This is a genomic window from Variovorax sp. (genome assembly GCF_035634955.1).
Classification (GTDB): Bacteria; Pseudomonadota; Gammaproteobacteria; order Burkholderiales; family Burkholderiaceae_C; genus Variovorax.
Genome location: NZ_DASQBZ010000027.1, coordinates 44,617 through 59,231, shown reverse-complemented (window position 1 = coordinate 59,231; position 14,615 = coordinate 44,617). Strand labels below are relative to the sequence as shown.

Sequence of the window (14,615 nt, the reverse complement as noted above, 5' to 3'; positions counted from 1 at the left end):
CATGTGGATCGTCAAGATCGGCGGCAGCCTCAACACCCATCCACTCCTGCAGGAGTGGCTCGCCCTGCTCACCGAGTGCGGCGGCGGGCGCGTGATCCTGGTGTGCGGCGGCGGCGCCTTCGCCGACGCGGTGCGCCACGCCCAGGCGCACTGGCGCATCAGCGACCTGAGCGCGCACAACATGGCGGTGCTGGCCATGGCGCAGACCGCTTACCTCATGCACGGCCTGAACCCGGCGCTGCAGCTCACGCGCAGCCGCGCCGACATCCATCGCGTGCTGCACAAGGGACAGACCGCGCTGTGGCTGCCCTTCGAACTTCAGCGCAAGCGCGCGAGCGACCGCACCAACTGGGACGTCACCTCGGACAGCATCGCGCTCGACCTGGCCTTGAGCCTCAACGCCGAGCGGCTGGTGCTGGTCAAGTCATGCGCCATCGACCCGACGCTGAGCCTGTCCGAACTGGGCGAGCAGGGCATCGTCGACCAGCGCTTCGGCGCGCTGTCGGAAGGCGCCGCGTTCCCGATCGACGTGGTTCACTGCGCCGAGGTGGGCCGCGTGCGCGCGCTGCTGCTGGGCGGCGGTCGGTACGTCGCCTGATCGCGCAGCAGGCCGACCAGTGCGTGCAGGCGCGCCGGATCCAGCGCGCCGCTGCGGTCGCCCGCGCAGACCGCACTGCGAAACCCCGCGAAGTCGGGCGCCAGTTCGCGCAGCTGCGGCGCGTGCGCCGCACGCAGCGCCCCCGCCAGCCCGACCATCGTGCCGGCCGCGCGCGCCGTGGCGATGAAGCGCTGCAGCACGTGCGTCGGCAGCGCGTCGAACAGGCTGCCGCGCAGCTTGTCCTGCGTGTCGGCCATCACGCCCGGGAAACCCAGCGCACAGGCGTGGGCCACGTCGGCCATCTCCAGCCCCCGGTCGGCGATGAACACCGGCACCACGGGCCAGGCACAGGCGGCCAGCGCATCGAGCACCGGCCGCGCCGCCGGCGTGCGCTCGATGCCCACCTTGACGTAGTCGACGCCGCACCGGCCGACCGCCTCGACGCACCGGATGATGCGCGGCGCCTCGTGCATCGGCACGTCGCCGATGGTGGCGCTGACCAGGCGGCTGCCACCGCTGCGGCGCAGGGCCGCGACGATCGCGCCGATGGCCCCGGTCGGCAGGCCGCCCAGGGCGCCCTGCCCCGGCTCCTTGAGGTCGATGAAGTCGACACCGGCGCCGGCCGCCAGCATGGCCTCGTCGACGCTGCGCACGCTGACCAGCAACTTCATGGCGCCAGCCCCTGCGGGATGTCGGCGCGCTCGGCCGCGCGGTGACGCTGCACCGCCTCGCGCAACCAGCCCCAGGCTTCCCGCTCGGCCGCGCCGGCGGTCTTGTCGATGGCGATCTGCAGGTAGGCCATCTCGCTGTCGACCTTGTCCGCGGGCAGCATGCGAAGCCGGCTCACCAGCACCGCGCCCTCGATCACGGCGGCCTGCGCCCGGTTGAAGCCTGCAAAGACGGCATGGACCGCCTCGTGCACGCGCGCCATGTGCAGCACCGGTCGCTGCACGTCGTCGATGCGCTCGGCCAGGCGCAACTCGACGTGGCTGAGCGCGCAGGCCAGGCGCACGCCGGCGACCCGCTCGGCCGGCTGCGTCGGCCAGTCGCGCCGGCCGGTGACGCAGCCGGCGAAGACGCGCGTGTCGGTGACGATGTTGAGCACGGCCGCGCCGGTCGCCAGCACGTTGTCGAGCGTGGTCGATGGCTTGAAGGGCATCAGCAGCACCTGCTCGCCGCGGTAGCGCACGCCCATGGGTGCGACGTGCGGCCGGCCGTCGGCGGCGACCGTGGTCAGCACGGTTTCGAAGATCACGTCGTTCATCTGCCTTCCGTCGCGCAGCCCCAGTCCAGCGGCTGGTCCTGCGCATAGCGCTTGCCCAGCTGGTGGGCGATCTGGGCGCGGGCCAGCTCGACGCCCATGTAGAAGGCGTGCGCCGCGTCCCCTTCCAGGCCCAGCTGCGGCCACAGTTCGAACGGGTCGCGGCCCAGCCGCATGCCGTCGCGGTTGTAGACGTGCAGGCCGGCGCCGGACACCTGGACGCGGAAGTTCGGGTCGCGCACCTGCTCCGCCGTCGCCTGGATTTCCTCGCTCGTGTCGAGGAACGGCCGCCGCGCGTGCACAGTCATCAATGCGTCGCTCAGGCCCTTGGGCAACTGCGCATGGCCGCGCGCGGCATGCATGATGCGGCGCGCCCAATCGGCTTCCCTGACCGCGCGGCGCGCGTGCGGGCTGACCTGCGTGGTCAGCACGGCCGCCACGTCGAGCTCGGCGCACATGCCCAGCAGCAGCGCGTTGATGCCGCTGGTGTCGGCCTCGGTCAGCTCCGTGAGGTTGCCGATGCCCATCATGATCGGCGCCTGCGGAAAGCGCTCGCGCAGCCGGTGGTACCGGACGATGGACGCGGTCAGGCCGAACGGAATGGGCTCGAGGATCGGGTCGGCCAGGAAGGCCCGGCCCTCGCGCTGCATCTGCTCCACCGCTTCGAACAGCGAGGCCTCGTCCGCCGGCGAGCGGCCGATCAGCACCGGCGTGGCGGCCACTTCCTGCGCCACCCACAAGGTGTCGGGCGTCAGGCTCAGCAGGTAGTCGGCGCCGGCGCGCCCGCCGCGCAGCAGCTCATGCGTGTCCAGCGAATCCACGCTGACCGCGAAGCCCTGCGCCTTGAGCGCCTGCACGCTGTCCTCCAGGTGGGCGAAGGGCGTCTGCGGCAGGCAGCCCAGGTCGATCACGTCGGCGCCGTCGGCGCGCAGCCGCGCAGCGCGTGCCAGGATGGCCGGCACGTCCATCCGCGGGGCGTCGACGATCTCGGCGAAGATGGCCACGCGGTAGTCGTCCAGCGCGATGGGCCGCGCGGCACGGTCGAAGAAGGGCGGCAGGTCCTTCACCTCCTCTGGGCCGCGCTGCACCGGCACGCCGAAGTGCGCCGCCAGCGCGTCCAGGTCGCCGCGGCAGCGGCCCGGCACCAGGATGCGGTCGACGCGGCGCGGGCCGTCCCCCGGCGCGCCGGTGCCGGTCAGCGGCAGGGCGAGGCGCCGACGGATCATGTCGGCCGTCATCAGCCCGGCCACCTGCAGCCCGAGGTCGCGCGTTTCCCAGGTGAAGGGCGCGCCCTCGATGCCGGCCAGCACACGCTCCAGGCTCGGCTTGGCCAGGTGTCCGGTCAGGAAGAGGATGTGTTCCATGCCAGGGCCAGTTCCTTCAATCGCAGCGCCAGCGCGGCCTCGAGTTCGGCGGGCGACGCGACGACGCGGCACAGGTCGATGGCACGCAGCCGTTGCACGTTCTCCAGCTCGATGCCGCGCGGGCGCACGGTCACCCAGTCGTGCGGCGACTTCGTCACCACCACGGGTTCGGTGTCGCATGCAAACACGATGCCCGGGATGCCCTGCTTGCCGGCCTGCGCGAACATGTTCGTCGGCAGCGTGTCGCTGATGCCGAATGCGCACTTGGCCACGGTGTTGCTCGTGGCCGGGGCGACGACGACGGTGTGGTAGATGCCGTCGTAGAGCATGCCCACCGGCACGCCGCTGGCGGTCTTGTCGCGAAAGATCCTGAACCGCCCCTTGAGGCTGTCGATGTGCAGCTTGTAGATCTCCAGCACCTCTTCGCCGGCAGCCGAGAGGAACAGGTCGACCTTGGGCAGCCGCGCGGCCAGCGCCATCGACTCGTCGAGGTAGTGGCCCGAACCGGTGACGCACCAGGCGAAGCGCGAGCGCGGCTCGCCGTCCGCCGCCGGCGCCTCGTCGCCGGGCGCCGGCTGTGCGCCGGCCGCATCACGCGTCGTGGTCTGGATGGGAAACCTCGATCTGCAGCTTGTGGATCTTGCGATAGAGGGTGTTGCGGCTCACGTCCAGCGCCTTGGCCACGTTGCTCACGTTCCAGCGGTGCTGCTCCAGCATCTGCAGCAGCAGGCGCCGTTCGTTGGCCTGGATCGGGTTGAGCTTGGCCAGGCCCGGCGCGGCATCGGCATGGCCGGCGCGCGACGGGTCGCCCGCCGTACCGCCGCCTGCCGCCGCCTGCGCCGGCTCGCCGCGCCCGTAGCCCGGCGCCGGCGGGTGCTCGCCACCGGCGTGCGACGGTTGGCCGGGGGCCAGCGCGGGCAGGTGGTTGCGGGTGATCGGCTCGCCATCGGCCAGCGCGGCCGCGGCGCCCAGCACGTGGCGCAGCTGGCGGATGTTGCCGGGCCAGAAATACGCCAGCAGGATGCGCTCGGCCTCGGCGCTCAGGCGGGCGTCGGCGCCGCCCTCGGCGGCCAGCACACGGCGCATCAGCTCGAGCTTGTCGCTGCGCTCGCGCAGGGGCGGCAGGTGCACCTCGACGCCGGCAAGCCGGTAGTACAGGTCTTCGCGGAACCGGCCCTCGCGCACCAGCGTCAGCAGGTGCCGGTGGCTGGCGCTGATGAGCTGGAATTCGACCGCGTGCGTCTCCTCGGTGCCCAGCGGCGTCACGCGCCGCTCGTCGAGCACGCGCAGCAGGCGCGACTGCAGCTCCATCGGCATGTCGCCGATCTCGTCGAGGAACAGCGTGCCGCCGTCCGCCTGCAAGATCTTGCCGCGCCGCCCGGCGCGCTGCGCGCCGGTAAAGGCGCCGGCGCTGTAGCCGAACAGCTCGGACTCGATCAGGTTCTCGGGCAGGCTGGCGCAATTGATGGCGACGAAGGCCCCGGCGGCGCGGGCGCTGCTGTCGTGCAGGGCGTGCGCGAACACCTCCTTGCCCGAGCCGGTCTCGCCGCAGATCAGCACCGGCGTGCCGCGCGCGATGACGCGCCGGCCGGTCTCGAGCTGGGCGACGATGCGCGGGTCCTCGATGGCTGCGGCCGGCTGCGCCGCGCGCGCAAGGCCCGGGCGCGGCCTGGCGCGCGTGGCCGTCGTCCCGATCGGCACCGGCGTCGCCGCGGCGCCGAGCGAGCCGCACGCGGCGTCGGCCTGCGAGGCCGGGCGCCGCGCCACCGCGAAGAAGCGCAGCGCCGCGTCGGTGCCGTAGGTGACCACCGGGTGGAAGGACGAAGACGCGCTGCGCTGCAGCATGTCGGCCAGCGAGGTCTGGAACAGGTCCTCGATGCGGCGCGCGCGGATCTGCTCCATCGACTGCAGGCCGAGCTGGAACATCGCGCTGCGGTTGGCGGCCAGCACGCGCCCGTCCTCGTCGACCGCCAGCTTGCCCTCGTGCAGCGTGTAGACGAACTCGGGCCGGCTGTGGAAGTGCAGCGGATGGGCGTCGCGGAACTGCCGGTCGATCAGGCGGTTCTCGATCATGCGGGCGGTCATGCCCAGCAGCACCAGGATGTGCTGCTGCATCAGCAGCGAGCGGCTGGTCACGTCGAGCGCGGCCACGATGTTGCCGCCCGGGTCGTACACCGGCACGGCCGAGCAGGTGAGCTGCGTGTACTGCGTGTAGAAGTGGTCGTCGCGGCGCACCGACACCGGCCCGCCGGCGGCCAGGCAGGTGCCCATGCCGTTGGTGCCGGCGCCCGCCTCGCTCCAGATGCCGCCCGCGCGCAGGCCCAGCGGCCCGACCTCGGCGGCGAACTCGGGCGAAGACACCATGTGCAGGATCACCCCGTCGGTGTCGGTCAACACCACGCCCATCTCGCTGTCGGCCAGTTGCTGGTAGAGCGTGGTCATCTCGTAGCGCGCACATTCGATCACCGCGGCGTGGCGCGCGCGGCGCTCCTCGAGCGGCACGCGCTCGAGCACGTCGGGCGCATGGGGCTTGTCGGGATGCAGGTGGTATTGCTCGACGCAGCGGATCCACGACAGCGTCACCGGGTCGCTGGCCTGTTCCTGGATGCCGGTCCGCACGATGTCCAGCACGCGGTCCGCGTGCGGATCGACCGGCCGAATGCCCTTGCTCAGCGTCAGCGCCATGTTGTGTCTCCTGTCGGGGCCGGATCGCCGGTGCAGCGTCCCGCCTCCATCCTGACTTCGGATACTGGCCCACATTTTGCAGTTTGGGGTGGCCCAAACGATACACATTGCAACAGCATTCGGCGGTTGCGACCAAAGGAGACAGGCATGCCGCATCCGGACCCGGAACCGACGCAGCACGACCGCCCGCGCGCTTGTGCACCGCAGCAACCCGCGACGGATGCGCCGGCGCAGGCGCTCGACCTGATCTTCATCGAAGGCTTCGTCGGCGAGACGGTCATCGGCCTGCATGAATCCGAACTGCACCAGCCGCAGCCGCTGGTGATCGACGTGCATGCGGGCCTGCCGCGCGCGCACGCGTGCGACACCGACCGCATCGGCGACACCATCGACTACGGCGTGGTGTGCGAACGGCTGCGCCAGCTGCTGTCGACCCATCGGGTTCAGTTGCTGGAGGCCCTGGCCGAGAACATCGCCGGCATGCTGCTGGACGAGTTCGGCGCCCGCTGGGTGCGCGTCAAGGTGGTCAAGCCGCGCAAGTTCGCGGACGTGGCGGCCGTCGGCGTGCAGATCGAGCGCCGGGCGGCGCCGCGGCCGTCCCGGTCAGGCGCGGTGCTGCGCCTGATCGGGTCCGGCATGGTGCCCGGCGGGCGCTGAGGCCCCCGCGCCACCTTCAGCTGTGCGCCTGGAACGGGTGGTCGACGCTGCCCTTCTTCGCGACCACGTCGGCGGCGCTGGGCGAGCCGGAGACGGCCCGCTGGATCGACTCCTTGACAGCCTGGTAGTTGTAGTCCTGGATCTTCTTGTCGTCCTCGGCCAGCCAGTGGATGAACACGCCGCAGCAGATGAAGAGGTTGTCGGCCTCGTCCTTGGGGATGGTTCCGTCTTCGACGCAATCGGCGACGGCCATCGCCACCGCACGCTGCGCCGGCCCGAACATCTGCACGGCCTGCTTGGCGCCCTTGATCGTGACCTTGTTGAACAGCACCGTGGCCGGCTTGGTCAGCAGGTTGGGCGCGACCACCGCCAGCAGGCAGGTGAACCCGTCCTTCTGGTTGGTCAGGGCGTTCGCGAACGCTGTCTCGGCCGGGCTGCCGCGCGGCCCGATGATCAGGTCGATGTGGGCAACCTCGTTGCCGTCACCGACGAGCGATTCGCCGACCATCATGCGATCAATCTTTGCCATGGCTTCTCGTCTCCTGTGTTGCGTTTCTGGGGCCATAGGGACACCGGCCTTGCGGGCCAGGCCTGATGCCGTCGTTATCACGTTCCGTGCCACCCGCGGCCGGGGCGGCCGGCGGCACGGCTTCAGGCGCGCGCCAGCAACGCCGCGATCAGCAGTGCGGCCACGGTCATGTCGGCGCTCGTCCCGGGGTTGATGCGCTGCGCCTTGAGCGCCGCGTCCCACGCGGCGAAGTCGGGATCGGCGCCGATGGCCCCACCGCGGCCGGCCTGCCGTTGCCAATGCTGCGCCGCAGCCATGACAGTCTGTGCCACCGCCTCGCCATGAATCCGGACAATGTGTGAATCGGGCACGCTCGCCAGCAGCGCCAGATAAAGGCGCAGCACGGCCGCCGAGGTGGCTGCATCGGCCATGCCATCCGTTGCCGCGGCGGCAGGAAAAGCACCCGGGTCGAGCACCGCATCGACCAGTTCGAACAGCGGTCCGTAGCCGTCCCGGTACAGGCGTGCAATGGCATCGCGCCGCGCCGCCAGCGCCATCGCCGTGCGCAGGTCGACGCTGGGCGCCTGGTTGACGTCCTGCTCCGGCGCCGCGCCCAATCCACCCGGACGGGCGCGCGCGATCGCGCGGAAGGCGGCCTGCGCATCGGCCAGGTCGAGCTCCTGCAGCACGCCGTCGATCGCCTCGCGCAGCGCCGCCGCGGTGACGGCATCGGGCCGCAGGTCGACGGCGCGGGCGATGGGCGCGCACAGCAGCACGATGCCCAGGTTGGTGTTGCAGCCGGCGGCGGCCCAGCTCGCCTCGACCGCGGCTTCGATGCGCTCGCCCACCCGCGCGCCAGGGCGGAACAGCGGCACCGCGGCGGCGCGCGCACTGGCGATGAACAGCTCTGCCGTCATGCCGTGGCCGGGCGAGGCGCGGCTCACGTTGCCGGGCTTGCGCACGGCCACGTCCAGCTCGCACGCGCGCAGGAAGCCGGCCCGCGCCCGCTCGATGGCGCGCTGTCGCGTCGGCGTGACGGGCGCGGTCACGCGCTGCGCGCCTGCGGCGTGCGCATGGGCGCGCCGGCCAGGCGGCGGTCGAGCAGATCGTCGACGATGGCGCGGGCGATGTTGAAGGACGTCACGCGCTGCAGGCCCTGCCAGGCGGCCGCGCCGTTGACTTCGATCACCTGCGTGCCGCGCCGCGAAGGCATCAGGTCGACGCCGGCGTAGTCCATGCCGAGCGCGGCCGCCGCCGCCTCGGCCAGCGACGCGAGGTCGGCCGTCAACGCCGCCGGCTCGCAGCGCGCGCCCTGCGCCACGTTGTGGATCCAGTGCCGGCTCACCCGCCGCATGGCGGTGACCGCGCGCCCGCCGACCACCAGCACGCGCCAATCGAAGCCGGGTGCCTCCTGCGCGGGGATGAAACGCTGCAGGTACGCCAACGCGCCGTAGGCGCCCTCGATGTCCGGCAACGGGTGATGCACGCCGGCCACCCGGCCCACCAGCCGCAGCCCCTTGCCTTGCGAGCCGAACAGCGGCTTGAGCACCAGCGCATGCCCGGCCGCGCCTTCGCGAATGGCAATGCGCTGCGCCTGCGCGAGCGATTCGGTGGCCCAGGTCGGCGGCGTCGGCACGCCTGCCGCATGCAGCAGCAGGCTGGTCATCGACTTGTCGACGCTGCGCTCGATCGCGCGGGCGTCGTTGTAGACCGCGATGCCCAGTTCGCGCAGCGCGTGCAGGACGCCCAGCCGCTTGGTCACCTGCTCGAAGCTGCCGCCGGCGATGCCGCGCACCAGCACCGCGTCCGGCAGCTCGCGGCCGAAGCCGGGAATCACCAGCCCGTGCCATGCGGCGGTGGTGTCGATGCGGCAGTCGGCCAGGTCGACGCAGCGCCCGACGCCGCCGCGCGCGCGCAGCGCGGCCTGCAGCTGGCGCGTGTGCCAGCCCACCTCGTCGGTCATGATGGCGACGGCCGGCGGCATCACGCCTCCTGGCGCCACTGGCCCATCAGCAGCGGCATGTCGAGGCCTCCGGCGTGCCAGGTGTTGCCGCTGTCGAGGTTGCTGACCCACGCCTCGGCCGGCGCGAACAAGGCGCCGTCGATCTTGTAGAAGTCGAAGCCGGCGGCCTGGAAGATGTCGGCGAACGAGCGGCCATGGTCGCGCGAGTTGCGCGAGGGCAGCTGCTGCGCCAGCTGGCGCGCGGCCGCATCGTCGCAGCGCACGGTCAGGTGCACGCGGCCGCCGTACAGGATCGCGTCGTTGGTGCGCCCCATGGCCTGCACGCCGTCCGGGCTGGGCGCGGGCAGCGGCGCCGTGCCCGAGCCGCCCATGATCGCGCCCAGGTCGAAGCCCAGCTCGTGCGCCTTGTGCAACGCCACCTCCAGCACGCGCGCCACCACCTGCGTCGTCCCGCTCGCGCTGGTCGTGGGCGTGAGGATGACGGTCAACCCGGCCGCATCCAGGCCGCAGTCGCGCAGCAGCTTGTCCATGATCACCGGCGGCGGCGGCCGGTCGACCTCCATCACCAGCACGCCGGTGCCGGCGCGGTCGCGGTAGCCGATGTCGGCGAAAAGGGTTTCCTTGGCCGCGAGCGCGCGCGCCGGGCCGGAGCCGAGCGAGAAGAACTTCCTGCCGCCGGTCTCTTCCTTGCTGGCCGCGAGGCTCCAGCCGGCGTACTGGCTGGCCAGGCAGGCCAGCACGGGTTGCGCGCTGTGCACCTCGACCCAGGTCGGCCAGTCCTGCGCCGCGCCGCTGCCGCCGCTGCGCAGCCGCACCTGCCCGAGGCCGCCCATGCAGATCCGCGCCACGCGCAGGCCCGCTTCCACGCTGCCCGCGGCTTCGATGCCGGCATCCACGATGCACGCACCGGATGCGTCCTGGCGCACCTGCACGCCCAGCGCCGCGGCGTTGTGGATCAACGCTTCGACCAGGGGACGGGCAAGCGTGTTCACGCTCAGTGCGGGTGCGGCGGCGGTGTTCATGCGTAGGTCTCTTCCAGTAGGCGCAGCACGTCGCCGCGCCGGCTTGCCAGCATGGCGTGCACGGCCTGGGCATCGGGGCCTCGGGCGCTCACGCTGCACAGCGGATCACCCGCGCCGACCACGGCGGGCCCGGCCGGGATGTCGTGGCAGTCGCCGCGGGCCGCGAGCCGGTCGATTGCCGCGGCGTCCAGCCGCAACGGGCGCGGCGCGAACACGAACTCGCTGCCATGGACCGGATCGCGCGCGCCCTGCGGCGGCCAGCGCGGCAGCAGCCCCTGGACGCAGGCGCGCACGTGCGCGGCCACGATGCCGCCACGCGCGGCATAGAGCGCCATGCTGGCCGATGGCCGGGCGTTGACCTCGAGCACCTGCACGGCATTGCCGTCGGCCATGAAGTCGAGGCTGCACAGGCCGCGCAGGCCGAACCCTGCCGCCGCCGCGCGCACGGCGGCGGTGGCGCGGGCGGCGACCTGCTCGCCTGGCGCGACCGGTCCGACCGCGCCGCAGAACACGAACGGCCGCCCGCCGAGCGGACGCACGATCAACTGGTTGAAGCCGAGGATGGCGGCATCGCGCCCGTTGGCCACGAAGGTGGCAGACATCGGCTGGCCTGGCACCTCGCGCTGGAAGTAGCGCCCGCCGCCCTCCGCATGCCCGGCGTCGTCCGCTTCGCCGGCCGGCCGGATGTGCCAGCCGCCGCAGCCGTGCGCGTCCTTCACGAGCCAGCCGACCGCGTCCGGTGGCGCCGTTGCGCGCACCGGCGGGTGCGCGATGCCGTGCGCATCCAGCAGCGCGAAGAAGGCCTGCGGGTCGCGCACGCGTCGCAGGGCATCGGCCGGCGTGCCGATCAGCGGCAACATGGCCGCGCCGCGTTCGAGCAGGTCGGGCCGACCTTCGAAGCCGGCACCGGCGATCCAGCCTGCCGTGCGCCCGGCCTGGGCGATCGAGGCCAGCGCGGCCAGCAGCCGGTCGCCGTCGATGGCCATTGCCGCCGCCTCGCCGATCGCATCCCAGCGTGACGCGGCCTGGCGGGTGTCGATGTCGCCGAAGAGATCGAGCGCCGCCACCTCGAAGCCATCGTCGCGCGCCGCCTGGGCCAGCATGCGGGCGGAGATGGCGGCCAGTGCGAGTCCGGTCATGGCGGCGCGGCGCTCAGGCCGCCGGCTTGCCGGCCTTCTCGGCGAGGAAGGCGCGCGCGGTGGCGAAGGCGTCGGGGAAGCTCAGCACCACCGCCGAGGGCGCCTCGTGCATCTGCTGCAGCAGGCGCTGCTGCGTCTGGTACTTGACATTGCCGACCGCCAGCGCGCCGATGCCCACCGCACCGGTGCCGGCCAGCGGCTTGGCGTCGTCCGTCGCGCCAACGCCGGCAATGCCTTCGGGGGGCACGGCGTTCAGGTCGGCGGCGACCTTCAGCCGCGCGGCCGATGTCAGGGCCTGCGCCGGCACTGCCTGCACGCCGGCCGCGGCGCACCCGAGCAGGACGTCGGCCTGCGCGATCGCCGCCTGCAGCGCCTGTGCGTCGGCCAGCGACGTGCCGTGCAGGCCGACGGCGAAGCGCTGACCGGTCTCGCGCGCCACCTTGTCGGCTGCCGCGGCGTCGCCGCGACTGCCCAGGTAGACCTCGGCGCCGGCCTGGGCGGCGATCACCCCCGCCACACGGCCCACCGGCCCGCTGCCGCCGACCACGAGCACGCGCAGGCCCTTCAGGCCCTGTGAGTGCCCGGGGCGCAGCGCCGCTTCGACGCATGCGACCATCGCCGCCGCCGTGGTGTAGGCCCCGCTGGGGTCGGCCATCAGCGACACCAGGAAGGGCTTGAACATGGCCGACTTCGCGCGCTCCAGCAGGTCGGCCGCCACCAGCGCGTCGCGCCCGCCGATGAAGATGCCGGTGCGCAGGAGGCCCTTGGGGCTGCGCGAGAAGATGGTGTCCTGCACCAGGCCGGCGATGGCGTCGGGCCCCACCTCGCAGTACGGCGCGATGACCTGGTAGCCGGCATCGGCAGCCATGTTCACGTCGAACGGGCTGAGCTGGCGCCCCGGCGTGACCATGTGAAGGATGTAGGGACGTTCCATGGCAACTCCTGGAGTGGACGCGTCAGGGCGCCGGCCCGGCGGCGCGCCGATCCAGCAGCAGTGCCCCGGTGTTGCGCCCCGACACGACGCGCAGCGCCAGTGACGGGCCGACGACCTGCGACGCCTGCAGCGCGTCGGCGAGCGCCTGCGCACGCGCCGCCGAAGGCAGGATGGCGAAGCCGGTCGGTCCCCACGAGCTCTGGCCCAGGCCGGCATCCGGCTCGGCCGCGGCGATCGCGTCGATCACCCGCTCGACCGCGGCGCTGGCAAACGGGTGGCCGCCCTGCGCGGGCGCGAAGTAGTCGCCCAGCACGTGCTGGACGTGCGTGATGCCGGAGGCGAAGGCCGTGAAGTCGGCCGTCGCCGCGCCGGGCAGCACGCGCATGAGCACCTGGTGGCAGATATCGGCCGCCTGCGCGCGCGGCAGCGGCGCCAGCGACTCGATGCGCCGCCGTTCTTCTGCGCCGGACAACCCTTTCTGCGCGCGGTCCTGCACGACCAGCACGCGCCAGTCCGCCGGCAACGGCACGCGCGACAGCAGCGGCGCAGGCTCGCCGCCGGCGCCGGGCCCGCCGTCGACCAGCAGCCCGCCCTGGTCGAAGCCGGCAATGCCGATGCCCGAGCGCGCGCCCCTTCCGAGCCACTGCGCCAGCCGGGCGGTGGCGATGTCCAGGCCATGCCAGTGCGCGAACGCGCGCGCAATGGCCAGGGCCAGTTGCGTGCCCGAGCCGAAGCCTGCATGGTCGGGCAGCACCTGCAGCAGCCGCAGGTGCAGCGGCTCGCGGCAGCCGCTCTCGCGCTGCAGGCGCTGCATCCAGTCCTGCGCGCGCGCGACCTCGGCCGCGTCGATGCCGGCCCTCGCGCTGACCGACGCGCGAAGGGCCGCGCTGATCTCGACTTCGGTCTCGAAGCCGTCGATCACCAGCCCGAGGCTGCCGAAGCGGCGCCCGAGCGAGGCGCCGGGATCAAGGAAGCCCAGGTGCAGGCGCGCCGGGGCGCGCAACGAGACGCTGGCCCTCGAGTCGACGACCAGGGCTTCATCATGCAGGCGGCGCGGGAAGTCCATCGGTACCTGCGCAAAGCAAGCTCCGTTCCCCGCAGGCCCGCGCGGGCGGCCGGTCCGCGCGCGGCGCAGCGGCAGGGCGTCGGCCTGTATCGGGTTGAGGACACTGTGTCACCACGTGTCCGTCAGTCGTACTTGATGTACTTGAAGCGCGGGTCGTCGGGCGTGCCCTCCAGCGCAGCGCCCTCGACCGCGCCGGGCTGCCACATCACGACCTCCTCGATCTTGCTGGCGAGTTCGAAATCCTTCTCCGTCACGCCCTTGGCGGCATGGTTCATGAGCTTGACCGTGACGAAGGCGTACGACACGGTCAGGTCGGGGTGGTGCCAGGCGGCTTCGGCCAGGTGCCCCACCGTGTTGACCACCATCAGCGTGCCCTTCCAGCCGCTGGTCCTGAACTTGCGTCGGATCCAGCCATCCTCGAAGTACCACCGCGGCAATTCGTCGGCCAGCCGCGCCGTGATCTCCTCGGGCGTGAACACCTCGGAGGCCGTCTTCTTGCGCCAACTGCTCATGTCTGTCCCCTTCGACCAGGTCAACCAGGCGGCCGATGCTAGGTCGCCGCTGGCCCGCGCGCACGGCGCCCGCGCAGTAGCCACGTCAGCGGCCCGGGCCTGCCGATGACGAACGACGCGCGCCGCCCGTGCCGCGCAACCGTGGCTGCGCTGCTGGTCGCCATCGGCGCGGCGGCCGATGCCGTGGCCGCACAGATGAGCGCCGACGAGGTGCGCGGCGCCCTGCAGGCCGCATCGGCCGCGGCGCCGGCCGACCTGTCGGGCAAGGACCTGTCGGACCTGGACCTGAGCCGGATGGACTTCCGCCGGGCCAACCTGAAGGGCGCGAGCTTCTTCGGCAGCAAGCTCGTGCAGGCCGACTTCCGCGGCGCGACGCTGGAAGGCGCCAACCTCAACGGGGCCTGGCTGATGGGCACGGACTTCACGGGCGCGAACCTCAGCGGCGCGAGCCTGCTGTCGGTGGTGGTGCTGGGCGGCGAGGTGAAGAAGCCGCCCACCTTCAAGGGCGCCAACCTGAGCGGCGCGCGCATGATCGCGGACCTGCCCGGCGCCGACCTCTCCGGCGCCGACTTCAGCCGCGCCACGGTGGGCGTGAACATCCGCAACCAGGGCATGGGACAGATGCGCACCGACCTGTCCAATGCCAACCTGGCCGGCGCCACGCTGGCGGACGCGGACTTCAACCGCTCGCTGATGACCTACTGCAACCTCAAGGGCAGCAACCTTCGCGGCACCAACTTCTTTCGCGCCAGGCTCGCCGGCGCCGACCTCACGGGCGCCGACGTGGCCGGCGCCGACTTCACCGAGGCCGACCTCGACGGAACGATCTTTCGCGAGGTGAAGGGCCTGGACGCGGCCAAGGGGCTCGACCGCGCCGAGAACGCCGGCCGCATGGTGCGCTGACGG

The 14,615-nt window shown here is 72.5% G+C and carries 16 protein-coding genes; 3 read left to right on the top strand and 13 right to left on the bottom strand.

Going from position 1 to position 14,615, the window contains the following annotated elements; translation table 11 throughout:
- Position 1 precedes the first annotated feature (1 nt).
- Positions 2-598, top strand: a complete 597-nt coding sequence (locus tag VES41_RS18430; RefSeq protein WP_324820029.1) for an aspartate kinase — start codon at positions 2-4, stop codon at positions 596-598.
- On the opposite strand, the gene VES41_RS18425 is transcribed toward VES41_RS18430, so the two are convergent.
- The 5 genes from VES41_RS18425 to VES41_RS18405 are packed head-to-tail and all read right to left on the bottom strand — an operon-like array spanning position 535 to position 5,908.
- Positions 535-1,269, bottom strand: a complete 735-nt coding sequence (locus tag VES41_RS18425; protein WP_324820027.1) for a (5-formylfuran-3-yl)methyl phosphate synthase — start codon at positions 1,267-1,269, stop codon at positions 535-537. The two genes, VES41_RS18430 and VES41_RS18425, sit on opposite strands and share 64 nt — an antisense overlap.
- Positions 1,266-1,862, bottom strand: a complete 597-nt coding sequence (locus VES41_RS18420; RefSeq protein WP_324820025.1) for a DUF447 domain-containing protein — start codon at positions 1,860-1,862, stop codon at positions 1,266-1,268. The genes VES41_RS18425 and VES41_RS18420 overlap by 4 nt, the downstream gene beginning before the upstream one ends.
- Entirely contained in the window at positions 1,859-3,223 is a 1,365-nt protein-coding gene (locus VES41_RS18415) for a DUF6513 domain-containing protein (RefSeq protein WP_324820024.1), read from the bottom strand. Before VES41_RS18415 ends, VES41_RS18420 begins: the two co-directional genes overlap by 4 nt.
- Positions 3,202-3,834 carry a flavoprotein gene (locus VES41_RS18410; protein WP_324820399.1) on the bottom strand — a complete coding sequence of 211 codons (633 nt, stop codon included), beginning with the start codon at positions 3,832-3,834 and terminating at the stop codon, positions 3,202-3,204. The genes VES41_RS18415 and VES41_RS18410 overlap by 22 nt, the downstream gene beginning before the upstream one ends.
- A complete protein-coding gene (locus VES41_RS18405; RefSeq protein WP_324820022.1) occupies positions 3,815-5,908 on the bottom strand; it encodes a sigma-54-dependent Fis family transcriptional regulator in 2,094 nt (697 codons plus the stop codon). Before VES41_RS18405 ends, VES41_RS18410 begins: the two co-directional genes overlap by 20 nt.
- Before the next feature lie 147 nt (positions 5,909-6,055).
- Between VES41_RS18405 and VES41_RS18400 the strand changes: the two genes are divergently transcribed.
- The gene (locus tag VES41_RS18400; RefSeq protein WP_324820020.1) at positions 6,056-6,565 is read left to right on the top strand and encodes a dihydroneopterin aldolase; all 510 of its coding nucleotides are present in this window, start codon (positions 6,056-6,058) and stop codon (positions 6,563-6,565) included.
- 16 nt (positions 6,566-6,581) lie between these two features.
- Here VES41_RS18400 and fae read toward each other — a convergent pair whose 3' ends face one another.
- From fae to VES41_RS18360, 8 genes are all read right to left on the bottom strand, one after another.
- Entirely contained in the window at positions 6,582-7,094 is a 513-nt protein-coding gene (gene fae / locus VES41_RS18395; RefSeq protein WP_324820018.1) for a formaldehyde-activating enzyme, read from the bottom strand.
- A gap of 122 nt (positions 7,095-7,216) precedes the next feature.
- The gene (locus VES41_RS18390) at positions 7,217-8,122 is read right to left on the bottom strand and encodes a triphosphoribosyl-dephospho-CoA synthase (protein WP_324820016.1); all 906 of its coding nucleotides are present in this window, start codon (positions 8,120-8,122) and stop codon (positions 7,217-7,219) included.
- The gene (locus VES41_RS18385; RefSeq protein ID WP_324820014.1) at positions 8,119-9,057 is read right to left on the bottom strand and encodes a RimK family alpha-L-glutamate ligase; all 939 of its coding nucleotides are present in this window, start codon (positions 9,055-9,057) and stop codon (positions 8,119-8,121) included. The genes VES41_RS18390 and VES41_RS18385 overlap by 4 nt, the downstream gene beginning before the upstream one ends.
- A complete protein-coding gene (gene mch / locus VES41_RS18380) occupies positions 9,057-10,058 on the bottom strand; it encodes a methenyltetrahydromethanopterin cyclohydrolase (RefSeq protein ID WP_324820012.1) in 1,002 nt (333 codons plus the stop codon). Before mch ends, VES41_RS18385 begins: the two co-directional genes overlap by 1 nt.
- Positions 10,055-11,197 (bottom strand): ATP-grasp domain-containing protein, encoded by a 1,143-nt coding sequence (locus VES41_RS18375; protein WP_324820010.1) that lies wholly within the window; start codon positions 11,195-11,197, stop codon positions 10,055-10,057. Before VES41_RS18375 ends, mch begins: the two co-directional genes overlap by 4 nt.
- A gap of 13 nt (positions 11,198-11,210) precedes the next feature.
- A complete protein-coding gene (locus VES41_RS18370) occupies positions 11,211-12,131 on the bottom strand; it encodes an NAD(P)-dependent methylenetetrahydromethanopterin dehydrogenase (protein WP_324820008.1) in 921 nt (306 codons plus the stop codon).
- A 22-nt stretch (positions 12,132-12,153) separates the two neighbouring features.
- Positions 12,154-13,197 carry a beta-ribofuranosylaminobenzene 5'-phosphate synthase family protein gene (locus tag VES41_RS18365; RefSeq protein WP_324820006.1) on the bottom strand — a complete coding sequence of 348 codons (1,044 nt, stop codon included), beginning with the start codon at positions 13,195-13,197 and terminating at the stop codon, positions 12,154-12,156.
- Positions 13,198-13,319: 122 nt separating this feature from the next.
- A complete protein-coding gene (locus tag VES41_RS18360; protein WP_324820004.1) occupies positions 13,320-13,709 on the bottom strand; it encodes a 4a-hydroxytetrahydrobiopterin dehydratase in 390 nt (129 codons plus the stop codon).
- A 105-nt stretch (positions 13,710-13,814) separates the two neighbouring features.
- On the opposite strand from VES41_RS18360, the gene VES41_RS18355 reads away from it, so the two are divergent.
- A complete protein-coding gene (locus tag VES41_RS18355) occupies positions 13,815-14,612 on the top strand; it encodes a pentapeptide repeat-containing protein (RefSeq protein ID WP_324820002.1) in 798 nt (265 codons plus the stop codon).
- Positions 14,613-14,615: the final 3 nt, after the last annotated feature.